The sequence below is a fragment of the Magnetococcus sp. PR-3 genome, assembly GCF_036689865.1.
In the GTDB taxonomy this organism is placed as follows: Bacteria; Pseudomonadota; Magnetococcia; order Magnetococcales; family Magnetococcaceae; genus Magnetococcus.
Map to the genome: position 1 here is coordinate 1 of NZ_JBAHUQ010000044.1, position 23,151 is coordinate 23,151.

Here is a 23,151-nt window from a genome sequence, read left to right on the forward strand (position 1 = left end):
ATATCACAGGGTCGGGGACCAAATGGCCCGACCGTCCACCCAGGGAACTCACCCCCCTCACCAGCATGAAATAAGCATTGAGCAGGCACCACACATACTCAGCATGCAGGCTTTAGCAGGCACCGGTATTTGCATACCACAAACAACCCAAACCACCGAGGCGCTCGACTTGCGTGACACTATTAACAAGGGGAAATGGTCTAAAAGACAAAGACCCAAGGCACAGACTGGCCGGTGTCATACCATGCCCTACAGGAGAAAACACCACCGAGCAGAACAGAAAGCAGACCAAAAAGGATCCAGGGCTGGTGCGCACCAGCCCTGGCCTAAATGGTTATTCTTCACCTGAGGTGGCGATACCAAACAGGATATTAAAGAGATGGTCACCAATTTTGTTGGCCGAGGCCTTGGTGTCTTGCGGCATATCAGGGAAGTAGACCATGGCAAAAGAAGGCTTATAGGTTACAGCCCAAATCTGCCCGGTCTGCTGATCTTCATAGAGCACCACTTTACAGGGCAAAAAGGCGCCAAAGGCTGGCTGATCACGGATGATCTGCTCACCGACCGTTAGGTTACAGATATGGTAGATGTCATAAGCCGGAAAGGGCTTACCACTACGTGCCGCAATGGCCTTACCCAAGGTCTGTTTGGCGACAATATTCAAATTGTGCTCTGCCAAACCGGACTCCAGGTCAAAGACCACATCATCCATGCTGTACTCCTTAGGCATAGGGATTTGCAAAACAGGACCCCGGTGGATCACCCCTGGCACCTCATCAAACTGGCGTAAAGCACGGGAGGCCTCAACCGCAGGTGAACCATAGCCCATGGGAATTTGTACCTTGGACTTAGGCTGCTGCATGGGCATACCACCGGGCATGGGGGGCATACCAGGCATCTGCATGTTTGGCATTTGCATGTTCGGCATCTGCATATTTGGCATTTGCATGTTCGGCATAGCCATGCCAGGCATCTGCATATTGGGGTGTACTTGGGGTGATTCATCGGCCTGGGCAGTCCCTAAGGTCATCAGACCTGCTAAAACCACCAAACCTTGCATGAAACCGCGCATCAACATGGTAAAAACTCCATCATTGGTCCGCTAGCGCCACCCCCCATGGTGTGTGCGGATCGACCCTAACTTTAAAGAGTCTGTGGACCGTATTAATCCTTAAAAGCCGGTGAGGACCCCCCCACCGGCCTAAATCATTCCCCAACAATCAGGGTCGGAAACCTGGAACGTTCATAGGCAACCCATTGGACTGGGAAGCCAAGTAGAGCTCCAAATTAACATAGTAGTCATCCCCGTAGCCCTTAGGCTGGGAGCGAACATTTTTGTTGCAGGTACGCAAACGACGCTGCATAGAGGCTGGCTTACCCCACTTCAAGCGGTAGGTAGGCCAGTGGTCAATAGAACCAGAACCAATGGTGGCACCCGCTGCGTTACGGCGCTCACGCTCAGGACCTTCGGGCAGCTCGGCCACCAGCTTTTCCATCTCGTTCATGCCGATATTGTTGGGGGCCGACATGTACTCAGCACGGATGTTGGTACCTGCGGCAACTTCATGGCAGTGAACACATGCCACATCAAAGTGACCAATGCGCTGGTGGTAGGCTTTTTTACCCATCTCCACAAACTTGGCCACGGGGCCATCGGTTTTAACATTCAACGGCATACCGTTGGAGAGTGCTTTGATGTAGGTAACCAGTAGAACCTGCTCAGGCTTTTCCCATTTCAGCGGCTTTTGGCCCATCTGCTCGGTCAAGCAGGTGTTGATCTGGTGTTGTAGAAGCTTAGGCTTACCCATCTTCTCATCATACTTAGGATAGGTTGCCCCAACCCCTTTCAGAGCCTCACCATTTTCACCATGGCAGGTGGAACAGCTCTTATCACCACGCATTTTGTTGAAGTAGACCATGCCATCTTCAATGGCACCTTCAGTGGGTGGAAAGTCAGCCATTTCGCGGAATTTATCCGAGTATTTGTACAGGCCTTGATCGATCTCAGGATCATAACCCTCAATATCCATCGCCCAAGCAGAACCTGCCAACAGCATGGCCCCAAGTAGACTACCAACGGCCCCCACACTCTTAAATGTAGTCATCACTATCCCCCTCACTTCACTTTAACTTTGACGCTCTTGGTGTAAACACCGCCCTTGTTATCTTTCCAGGTCATGGTGAGATCACCAGGCGCATCTACCTTTAGATAAAAGGAGACAAAGGGATCACGAGAGATAGCCGCACCCCACACTGCACTAAAGACCTGCTGACCATTAAAGGTAGCGGTCACATCTTCCACATAATGGGCGGGGATTTTCTGCCCAGTTTTTTTGTTCTTACGGTTGCCGGTCTCCATAGGATGGCGCACCATCGCTTTAACCAATACCACATCCCCGGTTTTGATCTTACGGGGCACCTTGATTTTTGCTTTACCAATTCCAGCCATGTTTTTTACCTCTTTACCTATCACTTAAACATCAAGGGTGGAGATCAGCCGCCGCAACCACCAATGGTGACCTTAACCTCTTTAGAGGCACCGATCATCTTACCACCATTGGTTTTAGCGATGGCACGCACCTGAGAGGTCTTACCGATCTTCAAGCGAGCAGAGACAAACGCTTTGCCGTTGGCTGGGGTCAGGTTATACAGGCCCGCAAAAGGGGTGGGGTTTTTATCCACAAACACAGCAATGGTCTGGATATAGTTATCTGCATCCATCGGGTGCTCAATGGTAATTTTAACCGGCACCATCGCACCATTTTCAGCAATGATTGGTGCATCGATCTTAATGGATGCACTCTCTTCATAGGCTGAGCTACCCATATGCTCTTTAATATTGGCCATCACTTTGCCATGACCATCCGCCATAGCTGCTTGGCTGGTCAGTGCTGAACCACCCAACACAGCAGCGGCCACACCTGCACGACCTGCACCGGTAAATAGCGCTCGGCGGGTCAGTGTGGAATCATTAAACTTAGACATATCTGCATCTCCTACCACGAATCTTTGCCCGTGGTTTTATTGTTTTTTTCGGGTCTCTGGCTTACTTACGCAAGGTCAGGAGATAGGCAATAATATCTTCGACCTCTTGAGCTTCCAGTACCCGCTTGCCACGCCAATCCTTACGGATATTGGTCTTGCCAGCGTTGTCATAAAAAGTGAACATGACCGTGTCGGGGTTATCAATCTTAGGATTGACAATCTTCTGGCGAATCCAAGCAACCGTGCGGTCATTGTTACGGATGGCCTCAAACAAATTAGGACCCGCATTACCAGCAAAGGTCGACTCTGGTAACCAGTGGCAGGCAATACAGTTACCTTTGGAACGGGTCATGGCCAACTTTTTACCCATGACCGGGTCACCAGCCTTATCGGTCATTGGCTTGACCATACCCTCTTCGGCTTGTGCCGTACCGAAGCTACCCAAGGTAAGCAATAGTGCTGCAACCACGGGTAAGAGATGTTGAAATGGTTTCATGTAACAACCCCCTTAAGAAAAGAAAGCGTGGGTGCCATTATGGGTCGATCCATCCCCCCCCTTGGCAACCACTTAAGAATAAGCTTATCCGCCAGCCTTAGCTTCTAGACCAGCCTCTTGTAAAAACAGATGAATAACTGATTGATAATCTTTGGGTTCAATATAGCCAGGGATACGCCCAATGGTTTCTCCCCCATAGATCAACACGGTGGTTGGGGTAATACGTACCCGATGTTCTTTGGCAATCTGTTTTCCACTTTGTTGTTTAAAGGCAGGCAGCGGCTCTTTGCTACGAATATCCACCGTTTCCTGGGTGAATGTTGCGTCTAAATAACGCACGAACGCAGGATTTTCCGCAAGATCTTTTTCCAGCTTGTCACACCAAGGGCAAGCCGGTTGAACAAACAGTATCAGCTGTACAGCCTTGGCTTCTGCCTGACTGTGACCTGGCAAACCCAAGATCAGCAACAGCATAAGAGAGGCGCATTGAACAGAAAAACGGCGTAGATTGAATAAATTTGAAGCGTGCATGATAACCCGCAGAGTGAAATAATGCGTGAGAGGGAACCGCTTTCTGATAAAGCGTTTTGATCAATCTTTAAAAAAATTAATAAAGAGATCTCGCTTCATTGTAAAGGTGAAAACAGGGAAAATACACACACTTTTTTGTGGATATGTAGGCTGCAAAACACAGGGAGAACATGATGAGATACTTATTTACTACCACTTTGCTCTTAGGTTTATTGTGGCTTACCCCAACACCGGCACAAGCTTTGGTCAATGAGCCCTTTTTTCAGGATTCTTTCCTGGATATGGGGGAAGATGCCGCCACGGCAGCCGATGAAGGTAAGATCTTTATGGTCTTCTATGAACAGGAGGCATGCCCTTACTGTGACCAACTACACAAGCAGACCCTACCTGATCCAGGTGTAAAGTCCTATATGAAGGCACACTTCTACCCGGTGTTGCTGGATATTTATGGCGCACGTGAGGTCACAGATTTCCAAGGTAAGGCTACCAAAGAGAAGGCGTTTGCCCGTAGTGAGCGGGTACACTTCACCCCGACCGTCATCTATTACGATGGTAAAGGTCAGGAGCTATTCCGCCTTTCAGGATACTGGAAACCCATGCACTTCAAAGCCTCAATGCGCTATGTCAAAGAGGGGCATTATAAAAATAAAAACTTCCAGGATCTCATCCGCCAAATTGTTCAAGAGCAGATGCCATAACCCGTTAGGTACATAAAAAAGTGAGCGGTCAACCCTAAGAGAATACCCCCCCTTATTGTTGACCGCTCACCGTATGATCCAAACCACCACGCGATCTTTATGGTTATCAGCTCAAGCCACAATAGACCAACCCTCACGCTTTGGTCTCATCCCATACCTGTAAGCCAGTGGCATCCAACCGATAGATCTGTGTGGCAAACGCTTTGGCTCGGCTAAGGCGACTGGTAAAAACCACCAACCCCCCTGCCCGGTTTTGGAGTATCTCAGCCAGTTCAGCCTCACCCACTTCTGACAAAGCTGCACCCGGTTCATCGGCCAGCAATAGGGGAGGCTGCGGCCACAAGACGGAGAGTAAAGCTACCCGTGCACGTTGAGCTGAGGAGAGCTGGTTGAGCGGCAACGGCCACCAGTGTGCTTCTACACCACACATGTGCAGCCAAGGGTCCAACCGAGTATCGGTCACATCCGTCAAAGCTGGCTGACAACCAAAACCGACCTCCTCCCCCACATAAGCGGTGAGAAAGTGGCGTTCGGGCTGGTGAAACAGCACAGCCAAATGTTGAGCCCGCTGTGGCCCACGCCACTGAGCTAAATCGGTACCATTTAGCCTGATCTCTCCACCTTCAGACGGTACAATCAAACCCGCCATCAGACGAAGCAGCTGGCTTTTCCCCACGCCTTCTTCACCATAAATGGCAATACGGGAAGAGGCATCCACCGTTAGGTTGACAGGTGGTTGCTGAGGTCGGATCACTACATTCTCTAGTATCAATTGGGTAGGGGTGGTCATGGGCTCTCTTCAGCATAGGTTGGTACAACGCGCTCTTACTATGGCGCAGCCATTCCCGAGATATCAATAAAATGCCGAGCTTCCCTCTACTTTTTTATAGGGCACATGCCCCTTAACCATCCCATAGATCGAATAGAAACACCTTGGCCATTAAATTAGTGCTAATGATTTATAACCTATTGTAAGTTTGACTTCAGACTTAGAATTTCCATCTTCACGTATGGATTTTTGGCCACTCACGATGCCTTTTTTCCCATCACATAGATACCTGTTCAGCTCAACTCGACCGACGAACGGCTATCAACCAGCCATCACTTCATTCACTATTCTTTATTCAATCCCATAATACCACTGAACCAAAAGCCTCTTTCAATAGATTCTATGCGCCCATTTACATCAGCCCTTATGGATTTTAATTGACTCAGGATATCTATCCACCTTCGCTTCAATCACCATTTTTATTCACCCCCATAACCCCATCCAAACAAAAGCCCCCATGTTCCCATTTACATCAGCCCTTATGGATTTTAACCTACAGAAAGGGTGCCTCAACCTTACCCCTCCAAACTTCACTTAAAACATGGAGATCAAACCAGCCCTTCCCCCTTAAACCCAGCATCAAAGACTTCTCCAATAAGCCCCTTTATGACGACCCGTGATCAACCACTTCAGAAACTGGTTTTCATATCCCCCCCCTATGCTAGGGGCACCCATAGTTACGCATCGGTACGATATAACGCTGGCATACACGGAACAAAATCTGAGCAGGAATCACCCGATCTAAAGAGGCATAAACCCTCTTTAGATCAACACCAAAAACCAACCATTACATGGTCATCCATACCCCCTGACCTACCTATCCTCACCCTATCTGTTCATACGCACCAACCACTTATTTGGATGAGTAAGCTAAATCACACCCCAACTTATATTAGTACTTATAGATTGTAAGTTACTGTATTTACGTCGTGGTGACCCTACTTATTCGCCATTACGGTAAAAATGGCTTTTACTTACATGAGCTCTAATCTACGATAGAGATATGATGACATCACACGAACCAGGACTGGGGGAACGACTACGGCAACTCACCGAGCTGGTGGATCGTGGTGCCCAGCAGGCTTATGATCAAAAAGGGTTGCCTTACCGTCCGCGCTATACACCCATTATGCGGGCCTTAGGGGATGGTATCTGTACCGTTAAAGAGATCACCGCACGCCTATCGGTAACCCAAGGGGCCATTAGCCAAACCATTAAGCAGATGGAACAGGATGGCCTGATCCGTCGCACCCCAGGACAAGATGCCCGCCAACAGATACTCTCCTTGACCGAAACAGGCGCCCATTTGCAAACCCTGCTCTATCAACATTGGCAAGCAACTTTTACAGCCATTGAACACCTAGAACGGGAGATCGGAACGCCCTTACGCCTGCACCTGGGACACGCCATTGATGCACTATCCCAACAAGGTTTTGCAGCACGCATTACCGAAGCGGAGAACCACCACCAACTTTTTTCCCCTACCATGCCAGAGGATGCCACCAGCCATTTTCAACAAGGGGGAAAAGCGTATGCCAGCCACCGGCCCAACTACCCAAAATCTTTGGCTCATGCTTTAGCGGATTTAACCCCAGACAAACAGTTGGCCGTGGATGTTGGGTGTGGAAATGGGCAATTGACCAAGCGACTCAGCCCCTTGTTTACCGAAGTTGTGGGTACGGATGTGAGTAAAACGCAGTTACAACAAGCATCCAAAGCGCAAAACCTAACCTACCGTTTAGAACAGGCAGAAGAGCTCTCCATGGCAGACAACTCTGTTGATCTGTTGGTCGCAGCTCAAGCAGCCCACTGGTTTGATCTACCCCGTTTCTACCAAATGGTCAAACGGGTATTAAAGCCCGGCGGGGTCATCGCACTGGTCAGTTATGGTGTGCCAACCCTGGCTGGTGTGGTTAACGCCCCTTTTCAAAAATTCTATTGGCAAGATCTACACACGTTTTGGCCCCCTGAACGTCTACATGTCGAACAGGGCTATATGACCCTACCCTTTCCCTTTGACCCCTTGGCATTTCCTAAACAGCAGCTGGAAAAAGATTGGGACCTTCCTGCACTCATGGGTTATGTAGGTACCTGGTCTGCCTTAAAACGTGCGCACAAGCATGGGTATCCGCACCTGCAAGCCCATTTGGAAGATGCTTTAAAACCTGTCTGGGGTGCCATTCATAACAAACACACCATCACATGGCCCATCACCGTTCGTGCTGGTCGTCTTACCTAAAAGCAGCCTTGCTCTGCTCTAACCCGCGCACACCCGATCACCTCCAACGAATCGCCCATGCCACTGATCCGGCACATCAGCCTAGAGTCATTCTACCACGGGGGGTTTTGTCTGATTTTGCAGGCCATATACTCACCGCAGCCCATAAACGCCCTGGTTATGGTCTTGTCCCTAGCCTATGAGGTATGAAAGGTAGGAGCACTTGATCAGCCCCACCTCGCTTGGTAGGTGTGGCCTAACCCGGCCGCTATAGACCTTTCCCCCCAATCCACCCAGTTCACATGCCCCCTAGAAAATAGTGAGGGTCATAACCAACACCCTAAACCCAACAATTCCCACGGTTTATCAAAACCCAGGCTGGGTTATTGTTCACCCAACGCTTGGTTTTTATTACATTCAGATCTGCATCGTTCGAACAGCGGCTCAAGTCACCTGTTGGTTGACACCATCCACGACGGCTCATGGGATGGCGCTATCTTATAGAGTTTGTGCTGGGGGGATGACTCTGGGTCGCTTTAGATACGCACTTAAGCATGTTCTCTCCTGGCATCCCACGGAGCCATTGCCTAGACTTAGCTAAACGTATTTCTCTTGATGCATAGGAACAGCATGCGTACCGAGCCCTTACAGCAGTTACAAACCCTGATGGCTGAACACAAATGGCCACAGGCTTGGCCGCTCTGCCAAGCTTTGCTACGTAAAATGCCCAACCATGGCCAGCTACTGTGCATGGCCGGTGAAATAAACCTGCAAACCAACCGACCCGAGCACGCCACCCCCCTACTCCAGCGAGCTCTACAACAGCTCCCAGACAGTAGCCGAGTGTACAACCTACTGAGTCGCAGCTTGATGGCGATGGGGGAGCAGATTGTTGCAGGGCGAATTGTGCATGAAGGCTTAAGTAAAGATCCAGAATCTACCCCATTGCGGGAAACCCTGGCTGATCTACAGGTTCAACAACAGGCGTGGCCAGATGCCCAACGCAACTACCAGTTACTGTTAAAACAGCATCCCGATCATGCAACCTTTCATCGCAAATTGGCCGATGTTTTTCGGGAACGCCATGATTTTTTTTCTGCGGAACAACACTATAAACGGGCTTTGGAGCAGGATGATCAATCTGCCGCCACTTGGCATGGTTTGGGTCAGCTGGCCTTGGAACAAAACCGTGGTGCGGAAGCTGAACAACATTTTTTACGGGGTCGGCCCCTAACCAACCATACCGCCATTTTTGATAACAGCATTGGTATGGCCCGTATGGCCGATGGCCGGGTGACAGAAGCATTATCAGCCTTTAAACAGGGACTGGAGACTGAACCGGATGCTCCGCTGCTGCAAAGCAACCTAGCCAATGCACTGCGAGCATCTGGGGATTTACAGGCTACCCAGACGCTTTTTGAACAGGGTGTACAGCAACACCCTGACAATACATTTTTTGTGACAGGTCTGGCCCAGATGCGCCACATCCGTGACCCCCATGATGATCTCATCCAAAAAATGGAAACCATGGTTGTACAACCTCAGATGGAGCCACAAACACGCATTAACATGTACTACATCCTAGGCCGTGCCCTGGATCAAGCCCAAGCCTATGATCGTGCTTTTGCTGCCTTTCAACAGGCCAATGGACAGCGCTACCATAACCAAGGCCCCACAGATCTCCATAGCAATGTGGCGTTGATTACCCATATCCGCGCAACCTTTAATCAACAAGGCCCCGGTTACGGCATGGTCACCCAACAGAATGACCCTGTGGTACCTATTTTCATTGTTGGTATGTTCCGCTCAGGGTCCACACTCATTGAGCAAATGCTTGGCGCACACCCACATACCGCGACCACCGGGGAGCGCTCCATGGTCTCCAGGCTTTTACATAAAATGCCGGAGCAATTGGCAACAACGGTTGGTTTTCCTGACTGTTTCAAACATCTACAGCCATCCTTAGCCAACACCATGAGCCAAAGCTATTTGGCAGAACTCCGTGAAAACTGTGACGCACCAAAGGATCCAAAGGTTACCCATATCACCGATAAACTGTTGTTCAACTTCCTCTACTTGGGTGCCATTGCCACACTTTTTCCCAAAGCGCGTATTCTACATAGTGTCCGTAACCCTATGGATACTTGCCTCTCCATTTACTTTCAAAACTTCACACGGGGTCAGCGCTTTATGCAAAGCCTGGAAGAGACTGGCCACTACTACCGCGCTTATGCCCAGATGATGGAGTACTGGCAACAGGTGCTGCCTATGCCCATTCATAATGTGCATTATGAAAAGATGGTCACCAACCCGGAAATTGAGATTAAGAACATTCTAGATTTTGTCGGTCTGCCCTGGCATGACGCCTGTTTACGGCCCCACGAAAACCGCCGCTCGGTACAAACCGCCAGCTCCCAACAGGTGCGTAAACCCATTTATCAACATGCCCAACACCGTTGGAAAAACTATGAGAAGCATATTAAGGGGTTAAGGCAGATACTCAACTCGTAAAAGGTCTCTGTTTATGGGGTTGCAGACCTGCACCTTTTCCACCATGGCTTAGGTTTGGTACAAACCCCTACCCTGTAGAAAGCCATCCGATAACAAGACATGGGTAGATAGCCCAGTCCCCACAGCTGATAACCTTGCAAGAACGGCATATCACCCCTCAATGCTTAACCAGCCCATGGGCAACCCCAAACCGCACAGTACCGTGTAGCGTTAGGAGAAGTTGAATCCCAGGATCATCAGATGACGAAACCCCATGAAAAAAGGGTTCCGCCAAAAAAGCGCAACCCTTTGATTTCATAAGATGGAGCGGGTGAGGAGAATCTGCACCTTCTTCCACCTTTATCCATTAAGTCAGTCACTTACCGTTATCATCTCCCTACAGCGTAGCCCATCCATGTAGCCCAGTCCATAGGATTCGTCCAACAGGCAGCCCAATAAATTTGGTCTAAAAATCTGAGTGGGTATCAATATACAGGAAGATGCTTCATCCCCCCCTGGGTAGGGTCCGGTTCATTCACACTGGCTGGCATGCCTCGCAACACAGCACAGAGCTACCTCCTGTCCCCACCACTCCTGCATCAACCCACGCGTCCCTTTACGGTATACACCAGCAGTACAGAGCCATCGGACACGTGGAGCGTCTCTTTAGGGTTGCTTTTTCTCAATCGTACGCGCATCATTGGAAGCTCTAGGGGCTAATCGGACACCATTGCAGGACAGCGTGAGCATGAGTGGAGGACAGGAACCATGGGACAGCATCTCGGGTACATCCGTGTTTCAACGGTTGAGCAGAACACAAGCAGGCAGCTGGAGGGAGTAGAAGGTATTGAGAAGACCTTCACGGACAGGGCCAGCGGAGGCAGCAAGAAGAGGCCAGAGTTGAACGCGCTGCTGGAGTATGCCAGGACAGGAGACACGGTGCACGTCCACTCTATCGATAGGCTTGCACGTGATCTGGGGGATCTCCTTAGCCTCCTGGAAGCGTTCACTGGTAAGGGGGTGACCGTGCAGTTTCATAAGGAGGGAATCATCTTTACCGGGGAGGATGCGAACCCTTTCCAGCAGCTGCAACTTCAGATTATTGGAGCAGTAGCCCAGTTCGAGCGCTCAATCATCAAGGAGCGACAGGCTGAAGGGATTGCCAAAGCCAAAGAGCGGGGTATCTACAAGGGGCGTAAGAAGTCCATAGACCGTGATGAAGCGCTTAGGCTGCACAGTAATGGGGTTGGGCCTACAGAGATAGCGAAGAGGCTGGGAGTGGCCAGGAGCAGTGTCTATCGGGTGCTGGATGAGGCGAAGAAGTAGAAGGCTGATGGGTGAGAACAATGGAGCGTCACTGCGAAGAGGATGGCACGACGAAACATCGTGTCAGCAATCAACGCGGTGAAACAACACGTCAAAGCTGATGGGGTACATGAACCCTCATAAAGCTGTAGGTGACCATGTCAAAGACGGACACGTAACGAAACGGTACGTGTTAACCGCAACTGGCGACGATGACCCCAAGGACCTCGTTGAACTGATCACACGCAAGGCTCCTGCTCCCTCCACCTCTCACGAGATCCGCGTACACCTGAGCGCTGCGCTGGACGATGAGTCTGGGGAGCCTTGGTTCCACGCCGGGGATGTGTGCGGTGTGCTGGGGTATGGAGAGGTTACCAATAACCTGAAGCAACACACGGACGGGGTGAACACGAAGAAATTTCGCGCTCAGAATTCCCGAGGTCAAATGAGGGAAGCTTGGTTTGTCAACGAGGAAGGCCTCTACGATCTCATCGCAGGTTCCAAGAAACCCAACGCTCGGAAGTTCCGCAAGTGGGTTCACGGTACGGTCCTCCCCTCAATCCGCAAAGATGGGGGCTACATTGATGGGCAGGAGAAGGTGGTCACTGGCGAGCCTCGGTCTCAAGAAGAGATGGCTATGTATGACCAGGGCGGTTCCCATGAGGTTCGTATTCATATGGATAAAGATGATCAGCCTTGGTTCCACGCCGGGGATGTGTGTGGTGTGCTGGGCTATACGAACTCCCGGATGGAGGTGAAGCACCACTGCGAAGCGGAGGACGTAAAGAAATTTTACGCCCTAGACAAGCGAGGCTGTGAACAGCTTACCAACTTCGTCAACGAGGCAGGCCTCAACGATCTGATCCTCGACTCCGAGAAACCAGCTGCTAAGGAGTTCCGCCGCTGGGTAACCAAGACGGTCCTCCCAAGCATCCGCAAGAACGGCCAGTACACAGACGGTCAAGAGAAGGTGGTGACCGGGGAGATGACTCCTGCTGAACTGATGGCCAAGGCTGTGCTGGCTGCGAACCAGACCTTAGCAGACCTGCAAAATGAGAAGCGACAGCTGGAGCAGGAGCGATGCAAGAACGCATTGCTGAAGGCCAAGATTAACGCAGTGAATACATAATGTTGGAATCACTTATTGGACCATACAATATTCTTTTTTATCAGTCTAGTTTTTCATTTCAGAGACATGCTATTTCTCTTCTGGTTAAACCAATCCACAGACCCACAGCCAGGAGAACTCAACGCCATGCTGATCAACATTAGCGCCAGAAGCACCCCCAAAGGGATCGCCATCGGGGACTACTTTGCCATCTTCTCGTACAGCAGGGACTACCTCTTCATCCAACTCCCGTTCATCGGCGGCACGTACCTACATCGCAGTAGAGGAGGATCTGACGAAGCGTTCTCTGAGAAGCCGTGGAGATGCCGCGATACTAAGTGCACAGACTACCCGCTATGGAACATTGGCTGGGGGCGGGTGGAGGGTCAATGTTGGATTAGGAGTAAGTACGAGGTACAGGACGTGATAGGGGGTGGATGATGGGATATGCACCACAGCCCGCTTAATGCGTTTAAAATTCAACTAGTTAGTGTTATTCCAGAGACAGGCAGGATGACAGACAAATAAGTGCTTTAAAAACAATGATCTGGAATTTGTCTACCGTATAGAGGGACTGAGTAAAGATTATTGATTACGGCTTCACGTCTCTTCCCGTCAGTTTTTTCGCGTTAGCCACACGCACACCTCTAACAGACACCTGAACACCATGCTCCACGGCCCTCGTTGGATAACACCAGCGGAGGGTCTTTTTATATCCACTGCGCTCATCTGGAGCGTAGCAGTTAACCATGCCCGATAGCTGGGCAACCTGAAACCACAACACATGAGGAGGAGCGGCTATGACCGTTGAACCCGAGAAGTTCGTAACCACTATGACTGACCACTGGACCAGCCTGGGCAATGCTCCAGGTCCACGCCTGCAATCAACTTGGCGTACCTTCGCGTCCACCTTCAACAACCAGCTCATCAACCACGGCAAACCCAGCTCTACCCCGTGGAAAGTCATCAAGTCCGAGACTGGCAGCGGCAAGACGCAGGGGCTGTGCGTCTACTGCTCGATGCTCCACAAGCAGCACGAAGAGGAGGATTTCCCCGGCGTGCTTATCGTCACCCGCATGAAGGTGCAGGCAGATGAGATTGCAGCCACCATCAACAGGCTGTCAGGGGCTGAAGGAGCCGCTCTGGCCTACCATACAGATAACCGCGTACCAGCAAACACACTGATGGAACATCCCGTACTGGTCATCACCCACCGTGCCTACGAGATTGGCATGGATGCGGTATCGAGAGAGGAGGCGGAGGCTTCGAGCTGGCAGAATTACCATAGCTGGGGGCTGGAGGGCAGGAAGTTGGTGGTGATTGATGAGGCGCTGGATATCTTGGAGGAGTCGCAGATCAACCTGGACAAAGTGCAGCAGATCCTTGGGCAAATCCCGTACAAGCTAGCTGATTTATTCCCTTGCCAGATGGAGGCCATTGAGTGTGTCCGGGATGTTCTAAATGACATGAAAGACACCAAGGCAGGTGGTGAGCATGCTGAACGTCCTCTGTGGAAAGGCCATATAAAACCGCCTAGTGATTGGGATCTAACACCGCTACGTGCGGCATTGAAGAAGGAGAAGCTGGACAGGTTAATACTGGGCAGGACAGATGCTGAGTTGAATGCTGCGCTACTGAATCAGATGGATGACACTCTGAAAGGAATCCAGGCAGCTCTGGGTAACTGGAACTGGTACGCAACGCACCTTGGCCAGCACACCATCAACACTGCTCGGCTCATCGTCCCGGACTCGATTCAATCGGCAGTAATCATGGATGCCACTGCTTCATCAAACCGCATCTACGACATCTTCAGCAAAGCGGAGAAGGTCCCCACAGAACCCGCTAGGAACTACCAGAACGTAACCCTGCACGTATCCACGGGCCATGCTGTAGGCAAGGTCTCCATGGTCAAGAACGCCAACGAGAACGCTAACCGGCTCTTCAGTAACCTTGCAGAAAACCTTCCAGCAGATCGTAAGGTATTCACAGTCTGCCACTACGGAGTTGAGCCCCATCTGAAGCTGTACCGGGAACACAGCCCTTTCAACCGGTTCGATGTAGGGCACTGGGGGGCTCTGGATGGTCGTAATGATTGGCAGGACTTCGATACAGCCGTGATCTTCGGTCTCCCCTTCCGTGAGCCTACATGGGCACCTAACGCGTTTATGGCTTTCCGAGGGTTGCAATCCAAGGAGTGGTTTTCTTCTAAAGGTCAGAATGGTTACCGGCAGTACAGAGACTATCAGGATATACGCAAAGAGATGGACAATGGCCATGTGGTGTCATCGGTGGTTCAGGCCACTAATCGTATCAGGTCGCGTAGAGTCGTTGATGTTGAAGGGAACTGTGACCCGTGCGACATCTACATCCTTCTACCCAAGGGCGATAAGGCTGATCAGATCTTGGCTGGGGTTGTCGCTGAGATGCCTGGGATCAAAGTGGAGGACTGGGAATATCAGGATCTGAAGAGGAAACACCGTAAAGGCAATTATGATGAAGCACTGGTCTCCTACTGTCGCGGGATGCTTCCGGGCAAGGTTTCGGCTTCAGCTGTTAAGAAGGAGCTGGGGATATCGCAGACTGCATGGGAGCGTCTGGTTACCAAGCTTAAAGATGAAGGATCTGAGCTGTACCAAACTACCATGGGAAACGGTGTGAAGTTCCAGTCAGTCAAACGAGGCAAACGACTACGCTGGTACCTATCCAAAAGAAACCCAGCATAATCATAGACATCCACAGATTATACCCCGGTTAAGGCAATAGTATTTATTGGGATATCCGGGGTGTAATTCTCGTAACTCTATACACCACAAGGGAAAACCTTGGATCCATCAACTGGACAAGATGCTTGGTAAGGATAAGCAGTAGGGATTGTCCACCCCCGCGTACATCTTTCATCCCAGCTCCATGACCCCCAATAGCTAAGCAGTCAGTGAAAACCTCTTCTTAATCATGGGGTTCTGAAATATTAGTGCCACTTAAGGCAATAGAATCTATTGGGATATCTGGCACTATTTACGCGTAACCCTATACACCACAAAGGAAAAGAGAGCTGTAGGAACTCACCATCCTCAGCCCCTCTTTACTCAACCATCCTGCAACCCCGTGGTGATCCCCCCACTCACACCAGGATTCTAAACCGTAAAGACAGTCTCTGAACCAGCCACTAACCCATGGAGTCTCTCCGTCTCTCTTAGCACGAGTCTCCATCGATCAGCTGTGCCTGAATCAGGGCATCAACACCACCATCAACAACATACAGGAACAACAATCAATCATGAGTAGCCACCATACCCAGACTAATCAACACACCCTTGCTGCATCTATCCTTCAGCGAGAGTCAGTCAACCAATGCTCTGTTCCAGGCTGCACGAAACCCCTGGAGACAACCAAGACCCCACTCTGCCACGCTCACCGGATCAGGAAATATCGTAACGGTCATCCAGAACAATCAGCTATACGTTCGCGTGTTCTTAGTCCCCATCAACAGACGGTCAGGGAAGTGATCCTTGTAAACGACATCTCTGGTGATCTGAGTAAGCTGCTGGCCTACACGCACAAGTCAGCCGTGCAGTGGTGTGAACGCGTGCTGAAGGCTCCTATTACTGATCCCAAGAAAAAGCACGGGGTAACCCTAGAACAGAACAAAGCGTTCCGTGAGTTCGGAGAGGTCATCAACGCAGTGGACCCTCTCGACTATATCAGCGCTGTTGCAGGTGTCTTCATCCTCCGTCATTACCAGCCAGAACGATTCGCTGACAGCCAAGGCTTCCAGTACCAAGTGGTCCGTGCTTTCAGGTCCCTACCATGTCAGCTAGGGGTTGAGGGCTACAAGAAGCCAGGAGATATCTGCCCGAAGGTTACAGGCTATCTGTACGAGAACATCGCGAATGCTTACCACGGACTGATCGTGAAGGTGCTGGAGCAGGTAGAAGAGACAGCCCAGCGATGTAAAGCTGTGATGCTGGAGGCAGCCTCCTAACCAACAGCCATTCGACACCACCTCCAGATCGAACAGTCCCGCTAGACCACCACTTCACGAACACCATCTACCACGCTAGTCCTCCCCCAGATGAACGACATTCACGCGACCCTGCCAGATCTATAGCTGGTGAGGGCCTCTCTGCGTGTGCTGGCTGGGCTGAACGTAGAAAACTTTCACACAACCCATGGCTCTGCTTCCAGATCATTAGAGGTAGGGCCTCTCTAATATCCACAATCCCAACCCTTAGCCACCTGCTCTGGTAGGTAGGCATAGGTTGGCCTTAGAGAAACTTAAAGAGCCCTAAACTACAGGGACTCTCAACGAGGAAATACACACTGCTACCGCCATTATGAATGAACAAAAGACAAGATCCCCCTAACAACCCAACACTACCGTCATCATCAAAAATCAAAGACACAGGAGGGCTAAGCTAATGCCCGGTAGTAAGCGTCACAAAGCTGAACATACTCTATTGTTGGAAATCTCTGATCTGCTGGCCACCGCCAATAACAAAATTAAGGAAGACCCGGACCTACCACGGAAATCACTTAAAAGATCTCTCCAGCCAGCAGAGAAAAAATTGCAGGAAGTCCTACAGAAATATTGGAAGAGAGCCCAGTTCATAGAGATTCCATGCCCCTCATGTGAGCGTAGATTCACCCCGCTACCAACAAGTGTCGATCTTGATGGAACAGAGGAAGAACGCAAGGCTGTCACGTATGGTGGGCTTGAGCACTGCTCGGAGAGGTGCATGAAGCGGACGCGGTATAAGATGAGCGTGTTGCCTGCACTTCAAAAGAGGCGAGAAAAGGCTTCTGAAAAGTGTGATGGGCTGGCAGGGGCTATGAAGCGCTGGTCAGGGAAAGGAGGAAAATAGGTACTTTCTTTGTGTACAGGCCTGGGAGCAGTTAGCGGGGTTGTGTTCAGTTTGAATGGTTATCAAAGACGAACCTCAACCAGCTACCAGCACCAAAGAGTTCAAGTAGATACAAGCTGTAAAGGTAGGCTGCCGAATGGCTGTAGGAACACATAAACGGTGGGAACGTGGATGTTCTCAGCAAAAGACCTCTACCCATATTGTATGGAACTTTTGAGTGCAATAATGTCATAATATTACAGGGTGGTGTCGTAAAGGGGGGGATATCAATGGATATGCAGGTTAAAGATGCTCGAATTGCTCCACGAATCAGCTTCGCAACTCGTGTTCTTGTAGAGTTTGATTCTAAAAAAGGCCTGACTGGCAGAACGCAAGATGTCAGCGAGTCTGGTGCCTTCATCGAAACTAACTTCTCCCCCAAGATGTTTGAAGAGGGGACATTTGGGCTTCTCCACATGCTTCATATTGGAGACTGTGCAGCTATGCCATGTGAAATTGCGCGGATTACTGATACAGGTATTGCTGTAAAATTTGTCCAACAGTGCCCTGCTGGCTTAATATCACAGCTGAAGAAATCAAAGCCGGGGAAAGTAGCTTAACCTGCCACTTTCAACCACAACTCCTAAACCAGTCTCTCCCTCTCTATCCTGCTATCTGTGGACTCTGACACGACAAACAGCAAACTTTTCACCACAGAACCCGTGTGGTTTCTTTCCATGTCGTGCGCGAGGATTTCTACCATGGTCAACGCAGCATCACCAAGGTTCAGGAGATGCATAAGTACCCCAGACCCAGAGGGCAAGTCTTAAGGCACATTGGTAGGGCGCTGGAGAAGGCGTGCAGGGATCTGGTCCAGGATCATCTTGAGGAAATCCACCAGTACAAGCGTGAAAGAGAAGCTGAAGGGAAGCTGGCCAAGCAACCACATCCTTCGAGATATGACGGGGTACGGAAAAGGAAAAAGAAGAGGTAGGCATCACGGGTAGGGATAGGCCCAGATCTGGACTGATCTTTCTCTCACGCTCCCCCCTCGGGTCTCTCTCTCTCTCGCGAAATCTTCGGGCACTGGTACAGCAAACATCGCAGTTTTGCCCACACAGCCTATATTACGTGAAACACCTTTTCTGCCCATTACGGCATGTCATCGGCGGTGTGCAGGTGGGACAGGTCCAATCCTGGGTAGTTGACCTTCTCCACATCCTCTGCCAACACTTCCACCAGGGTCTTCATGTCGTCTCCGTATTCTTCTGAAACCGAACCATCTGCATGGCCAGTGAGGGCATCCCTATGGGCCTTTGGAATTCGGTAGCTCTTACCAGCAGTGATGAAGGTATGTCGGAACGAGTGGAACGTCTTATCCCTGCCTGCTATGCCCACATCATCACTACGGCTATAGCGTCCCCACCACTGAGAAAAACTGGCTGTTTGCTGGCGGCTACCTGCTGACACCACTAAAGGGAACACTCTGGTTTCTGAATCCGCTCGCATTCGCTCCACATAAGACAAGAACCCCATGCCTAGAAGCTGGCTATGGATAGGCACACACCGGGCAGAGACTGCATTCTTCAGATGTTTGTCCGGCCCGTGAGCGTTGATGTCGATGTAGAAGGTCCCTGCTTCTTCTTTGACGTCAGAAAGGTACAACTGCCCAAGCTCTTCCAGACGGGCACCCGTGAACAGGGCCAAGAGAGGCAACCAGAATTGTGCCTCACCCTTACCACCCAGGTCACGCCTACCCTCCGTGAAAAAAGGTGAGAGGAAGATCCTGTTGAGGTCATCAACTTCATAGGACTTACGACTCTGGCCACGGCTCTTCGACACCTTAACGCGAAGCCCATCTACTACCGGGTTGACCCACCCAGGTACATCATCCAGATAACCTACAGAGTCAGCCCACTTGAGCAGCTTGTGGATGGTGTCTATGTCCTTGTTGATTGTGCGAGGCTGGAGGCGGGGGACACCCTCTCCCTCTGGCCCCTGCAAACGCTCAATGATCTTTGGTACGGTCAGCCCAGGGTATCGCTTAGGAGCATTTGGGGGCAGTTGCTTCAATGCCTGCACAAACTGTCGGATGTGGGGCTTAGTAATGGAGGCAACCGGCAAGTCACCTAAAACATCAATGAAGCGACTCACTGCTGTATGAGGCTCCAGCTTGGTACGTGCTGCGTGTTCACTGTGGGCTTCTAACCACTTGGCTAGGACTTCGGAGAGGGGCATACCTGAGGCAATACCAACGGAAGGCGCTACAAGGCTCCCGCTAGGCAAAGCTGGAGGAGTCTCAACCACTTCACCCTGTTGGCGCTGCTGTAGGGCTCCCATGGCTTTCTTCTGGGCTTGTAGGAAGGCGTAGGCCAGCTTACGGAAAGAGTCGGTATCAGGAGGGACGTTGAAGCCTTGCGACTCCAGCATGTCTTGCACCTCGAACTCAACCACGGAGGTGTCACCCATGGCCAGAGACCTACCACCACCAGCTTCTACAGTGTCGATGGACTCTTGAGCCTTTCGGTACCCAGTGTCATCCAGCCCCTGCACGCGCTCTTCATCGTCCTCTTCAAGGAACTGGCGGTACCACTGGGCGGCAAGGTGCTTGATCTGGTCTTGGGTCAGGGTGTCGTGCTCACCACGGAGGGCCTTCCGCTTAGATGCAAACTCTTTCTCTATCTCCCCCAGAACAATGTTCCGCTCCCTACGGGCATGGAGAAGCTCTTTTGCCTTGATGGGACGGGTGATATGAGCGGTGCTATACGCGGAGCGAAGGTCTTTGGGCACACGCAGCTGGAACTTCCATCCGGTGCCATGACGCTTCAGGTAGCGGTCTGTTGACATGTCTTCCATACCCCCAATGTAGCCCAAGGCGGTAGCCCTGGGCAACTTGGAAGTAACTGACTTGTCGTATCTTTTTGATACTGCAAGGGAGTAAAAAAAGATGGAGCGGGTGAGGAGAATCGAACTCCCGTCATAAGCTTGGGAAGCTTAGGCCCTACCATTAGACGACACCCGCGTCGAAGAAAGACACTATGTCCGATTCCTCACGCGGTGTCAATATGCCCCAGTGGATAAAATACCCTTACCCTTCACGCATCATATCTTCCTGAACAGCATCCCGATCAATCCACCAGTCACGGTTCTCCATTTTCTCCAGCATGCCCATAATCCGAGGAACAAAAGCGTTCGGGTCATTCAAACCATTACGCTCCATCCACGATTCAAAATGAGAACCCGGTGCAATACCCAAGTTATGGGCTGCCATATCCCACATTTGCTGGGCTTGCATTTGGGCCAATTCACGGTCGGGATGATCCGGTGTACGGTGTAATGCCATCAGGTTAGCCAGTGCTGCCAACGGACCAGCTGCCGGATGGCCCGCCTCCAGGGAAGCCAACAAATTGTAGAGAACAATCACCACATAGGTCACAGGGGCCTCAGGCAGCTTAACCACTAACCAAGCAGCCTGCAGACGGGCCAGATAAGCCTCAGGGTGGCGGTCATTGTTGCTCATCTCCAATAGGATATTGAGCACCCCCATCCAGTCTCGTTTGGCATTACACTCTTCAACCCGTTTACGTGCAGCTTGCCACTCCTCCTCCAAAGGACGGATATTATCTGGATCTTCCCGCTGTACATCAGGCATCGCCATCTGCCCGGACATAACCGGTGTTTCAAGGCTGACCTTCAGACCGGCTTGAATACGTTCAAAAGGATCGGCTGGTAAGCGATCTTTCATGGGTCTTCCTTTCCATGTAAAGTCCATCAACACACCGTGGATCTTGTGTTGCAGACCAAAAGCATATCAGATTTGTCGGTTGTATCACGCGACCTTAGAGACAGATAGGTCTATGCCCTATGCAGGGTGGTCTATGGCTGCCAAAGCTGGTTATACCTAACATACACCCCACTTAAATGTGCAAAATAATCCACCCTGCATCCGGCTAACCGACGCTAAAGCGCACAGAAATGTTGTTCTTCTGTCGGTCGGCGGTTTAACATTGTGGGGATGTGGTTTGCATCATGGTAGGAAAAGAGTATCCTGGCACCGAAAAAGTTCAACCTTCATCTCCCAAACTATGGATATCGCTCCCCATGCAAAAAGCTGAAAAGCCGTTTTTCCTGTGGCGTTTTCTCGATGAACTGGGCTGGCCTGTTTTAATTATGGCTGCCGTTATGCTTGGTATGGCGCCCTTTCCTGCCGCACCAGAACCGCACTTGGTTGAGAAAATAAAAATGCTCATGGCCGGAACCTTGGTCAAGCCCATGGATATTTTTGATCTCTTTCTGCACGGGACCCCACCCCTTCTTCTGGTCACCCAGGTGGTGCGCTATCTAACAGGACAGATCCAAGCGAAGGAAGCACCATGAACATCTGTCTTATCGGTATGCGTGGTTCAGGCAAATCCAACCTCTCCCGACGTTTGTCGGTCTTAACCAAACGTACCGTCCTGTCGACCGATACCCTCATTAGCTATGAGCAAGAGGGGCAAAGTATTGACGAGATTGTAAAACACTCAGCGCGTGGCTGGCACGATTTCCGGGACCTTGAATATCAGGTTGTGCGTAAAGCAGCCCGTATGAAATCCGTCATTATTGACTGTGGTGGCGGAGTTATTGTGGATCTAGATACCAATGGTCATGAGATCTACAGCAGCCGCAAAGTAGGTGCCCTAAAACGCAGTGGCATGGTTGTTTGGCTCAAAGGGGATATTGATCGACTGGTCCAGAAGGCCATGACCAAATCCATGGCAGAAGACCCTAACCGTCCTGAATTGGATGCCTCCCAATCTCTCAAAGAGCTCATGGAACGTCGGCTACCGTTTTATGAACAAGCCGCTGACCTCGTCATTGATATCGATAGTAAAAAACGTAAAACACTGGCGGAAGAACTGATGGAACGCACTTCAGACTCTGCATGGCGCAGCCTGGTCATGCGTCGCGGTCCAGATCTTGACTAATGCACCGGCTTGGTTGGGTTTGTCACAGCTCCGGTTCAACGCTGTGGGTAAGATCACCCCTCTGTAGTGATTGACTGCCTCATCCTCACCAAGTTTCTTCCCCTATGGTGAGTTCAAGGTCCAACCTATTTTTGGCAACCGCCTCGTTACCAAGCGGCACGACATATCCGCGTCTGGCACGATCCTTGTTATATCTTCCAATAGATACCACCGTTTGACCCTTAAGAGGTCAAACCAGCATGGATACGGGATAACCATAACCCTATGTACCCTTCGGTACACCGTATAGAGATGCCGGGTATTCTTTGATCAGGAGGTCGACATGGAACAGTTAACCCTTAAAAAAACCCTGGATCAGATGGTCGCACGGATCCGTACCCAAAAATCACGCCTGCCCCGTGGTTACCTAAAGCGCGTGGTACGTGACAATATGCTGGCTCTTTTACTGAGCTTAGGCATGATCACCAGCCTTATGGGTAGTATGGCCGTAGGCTCTGGCTATATGCCAGCACCTGGTAGCTATACCTTGATCAGTTACGCCCAGTCTGGACACTGACCCCATACATCCAGTGACGGCTAAGCCCTTACACTCCAAAACTATGTGGGGACTTTGACGCTTTTTTAACGCAAAAAGGTGGCCCTGTGGCATTTTCTCCTCATAAACATGCGTTGATAGGCCG

Annotated in this window: 22 protein-coding genes and 1 tRNA gene; 12 read left to right on the forward strand and 11 right to left on the reverse strand. The window is 50.7% G+C overall.

What is annotated here, in order from left to right; all coding sequences use genetic code 11:
• Positions 1–334: 334 nt before the first annotated feature.
• From V5T57_RS18930 to V5T57_RS18955, 6 genes are all read right to left on the reverse strand, one after another.
• Positions 335–1,078, reverse strand: a complete 744-nt coding sequence (locus V5T57_RS18930; RefSeq protein WP_332892828.1) for a DUF302 domain-containing protein — start codon at positions 1,076–1,078, stop codon at positions 335–337.
• 142 nt (positions 1,079–1,220) lie between these two features.
• On the reverse strand, positions 1,221–2,105 hold the full coding sequence (soxA, locus tag V5T57_RS18935) for a sulfur oxidation c-type cytochrome SoxA (RefSeq protein WP_332892829.1): 885 nt from the start codon (positions 2,103–2,105) through the stop codon (positions 1,221–1,223).
• A gap of 11 nt (positions 2,106–2,116) precedes the next feature.
• Entirely contained in the window at positions 2,117–2,449 is a 333-nt protein-coding gene (soxZ, locus tag V5T57_RS18940) for a thiosulfate oxidation carrier complex protein SoxZ (protein WP_332892830.1), read from the reverse strand.
• A gap of 44 nt (positions 2,450–2,493) precedes the next feature.
• Positions 2,494–2,985: a thiosulfate oxidation carrier protein SoxY gene (soxY, locus tag V5T57_RS18945; RefSeq protein WP_332892831.1), complete on the reverse strand. Its 492-nt coding sequence runs from the start codon at positions 2,983–2,985 to the stop codon at positions 2,494–2,496.
• A 61-nt stretch (positions 2,986–3,046) separates the two neighbouring features.
• Complete coding sequence (soxX, locus tag V5T57_RS18950; RefSeq protein WP_332892832.1) at positions 3,047–3,481, reverse strand: sulfur oxidation c-type cytochrome SoxX; 435 nt, start codon at positions 3,479–3,481, stop codon at positions 3,047–3,049.
• Between the two features lie 84 nt (positions 3,482–3,565).
• Entirely contained in the window at positions 3,566–4,012 is a 447-nt protein-coding gene (locus tag V5T57_RS18955; RefSeq protein ID WP_332892833.1) for a thioredoxin fold domain-containing protein, read from the reverse strand.
• Between the two features lie 173 nt (positions 4,013–4,185).
• Here V5T57_RS18955 and V5T57_RS18960 point away from each other — a divergent pair, with 173 nt between their 5' ends.
• Positions 4,186–4,710 carry a thioredoxin family protein gene (locus tag V5T57_RS18960; protein WP_332892834.1) on the forward strand — a complete coding sequence of 175 codons (525 nt, stop codon included), beginning with the start codon at positions 4,186–4,188 and terminating at the stop codon, positions 4,708–4,710.
• A 133-nt stretch (positions 4,711–4,843) separates the two neighbouring features.
• Here the strand turns inward: V5T57_RS18960 and V5T57_RS18965 are convergent, their stop codons facing one another.
• A complete protein-coding gene (locus V5T57_RS18965; RefSeq protein WP_332892835.1) occupies positions 4,844–5,500 on the reverse strand; it encodes an ATP-binding cassette domain-containing protein in 657 nt (218 codons plus the stop codon).
• Positions 5,501–6,542: 1,042 nt separating this feature from the next.
• Here V5T57_RS18965 and V5T57_RS18970 point away from each other — a divergent pair.
• The 4 genes from V5T57_RS18970 (at position 6,543) to V5T57_RS18985 (ending at position 12,681) form a co-directional block, all read left to right on the forward strand.
• A complete protein-coding gene (locus V5T57_RS18970) occupies positions 6,543–7,778 on the forward strand; it encodes a methyltransferase domain-containing protein (protein ID WP_332892836.1) in 1,236 nt (411 codons plus the stop codon).
• 609 nt (positions 7,779–8,387) lie between these two features.
• Positions 8,388–10,268, forward strand: coding sequence for a tetratricopeptide repeat-containing sulfotransferase family protein (locus tag V5T57_RS18975; RefSeq protein WP_332892837.1), 1,881 nt, complete (start codon positions 8,388–8,390; stop codon positions 10,266–10,268).
• A gap of 747 nt (positions 10,269–11,015) precedes the next feature.
• Entirely contained in the window at positions 11,016–11,573 is a 558-nt protein-coding gene (locus tag V5T57_RS18980) for a recombinase family protein (protein ID WP_332892838.1), read from the forward strand.
• Between the two features lie 109 nt (positions 11,574–11,682).
• The gene (locus V5T57_RS18985) at positions 11,683–12,681 is read left to right on the forward strand and encodes a BRO-N domain-containing protein (protein ID WP_332892839.1); all 999 of its coding nucleotides are present in this window, start codon (positions 11,683–11,685) and stop codon (positions 12,679–12,681) included.
• Positions 12,682–12,765: 84 nt separating this feature from the next.
• On the opposite strand, the gene V5T57_RS18990 is transcribed toward V5T57_RS18985, so the two are convergent.
• Positions 12,766–12,906 carry a hypothetical protein gene (locus V5T57_RS18990; RefSeq protein ID WP_332892840.1) on the reverse strand — a complete coding sequence of 47 codons (141 nt, stop codon included), beginning with the start codon at positions 12,904–12,906 and terminating at the stop codon, positions 12,766–12,768.
• Positions 12,907–13,460: 554 nt separating this feature from the next.
• Here V5T57_RS18990 and V5T57_RS18995 point away from each other — a divergent pair.
• The 4 genes from V5T57_RS18995 (at position 13,461) to V5T57_RS19010 (ending at position 18,124) form a co-directional block, all read left to right on the forward strand.
• On the forward strand, positions 13,461–15,386 hold the full coding sequence (locus tag V5T57_RS18995; RefSeq protein WP_332892841.1) for a DEAD/DEAH box helicase family protein: 1,926 nt from the start codon (positions 13,461–13,463) through the stop codon (positions 15,384–15,386).
• A 779-nt stretch (positions 15,387–16,165) separates the two neighbouring features.
• Complete coding sequence (locus V5T57_RS19000) at positions 16,166–16,645, forward strand: hypothetical protein (protein WP_332892842.1); 480 nt, start codon at positions 16,166–16,168, stop codon at positions 16,643–16,645.
• Between the two features lie 436 nt (positions 16,646–17,081).
• On the forward strand, positions 17,082–17,525 hold the full coding sequence (locus V5T57_RS19005) for a hypothetical protein (protein WP_332892843.1): 444 nt from the start codon (positions 17,082–17,084) through the stop codon (positions 17,523–17,525).
• A gap of 269 nt (positions 17,526–17,794) precedes the next feature.
• A complete protein-coding gene (locus tag V5T57_RS19010; RefSeq protein ID WP_332892844.1) occupies positions 17,795–18,124 on the forward strand; it encodes a PilZ domain-containing protein in 330 nt (109 codons plus the stop codon).
• A 532-nt stretch (positions 18,125–18,656) separates the two neighbouring features.
• On the opposite strand, the gene V5T57_RS19015 is transcribed toward V5T57_RS19010, so the two are convergent.
• From V5T57_RS19015 to V5T57_RS19025, 3 genes are all read right to left on the reverse strand, one after another.
• Entirely contained in the window at positions 18,657–20,360 is a 1,704-nt protein-coding gene (locus V5T57_RS19015) for a DUF6538 domain-containing protein (RefSeq protein ID WP_332892845.1), read from the reverse strand.
• 92 nt (positions 20,361–20,452) lie between these two features.
• Positions 20,453–20,526: transfer RNA gene (locus V5T57_RS19020), tRNA-Gly, on the reverse strand.
• Between the two features lie 66 nt (positions 20,527–20,592).
• A complete protein-coding gene (locus tag V5T57_RS19025; protein WP_332892846.1) occupies positions 20,593–21,249 on the reverse strand; it encodes a hypothetical protein in 657 nt (218 codons plus the stop codon).
• Positions 21,250–21,605: 356 nt separating this feature from the next.
• Between V5T57_RS19025 and V5T57_RS19030 the strand changes: the two genes are divergently transcribed.
• The 3 genes from V5T57_RS19030 (at position 21,606) to V5T57_RS19040 (ending at position 23,027) form a co-directional block, all read left to right on the forward strand.
• Positions 21,606–21,881: a hypothetical protein gene (locus V5T57_RS19030; protein ID WP_332892847.1), complete on the forward strand. Its 276-nt coding sequence runs from the start codon at positions 21,606–21,608 to the stop codon at positions 21,879–21,881.
• A complete protein-coding gene (locus tag V5T57_RS19035) occupies positions 21,878–22,471 on the forward strand; it encodes a shikimate kinase (RefSeq protein WP_332892848.1) in 594 nt (197 codons plus the stop codon). The genes V5T57_RS19030 and V5T57_RS19035 overlap by 4 nt, the downstream gene beginning before the upstream one ends.
• A gap of 322 nt (positions 22,472–22,793) precedes the next feature.
• The gene (locus V5T57_RS19040) at positions 22,794–23,027 is read left to right on the forward strand and encodes a hypothetical protein (protein ID WP_332892849.1); all 234 of its coding nucleotides are present in this window, start codon (positions 22,794–22,796) and stop codon (positions 23,025–23,027) included.
• The last annotated feature ends 124 nt before the right edge of the window (positions 23,028–23,151 follow it).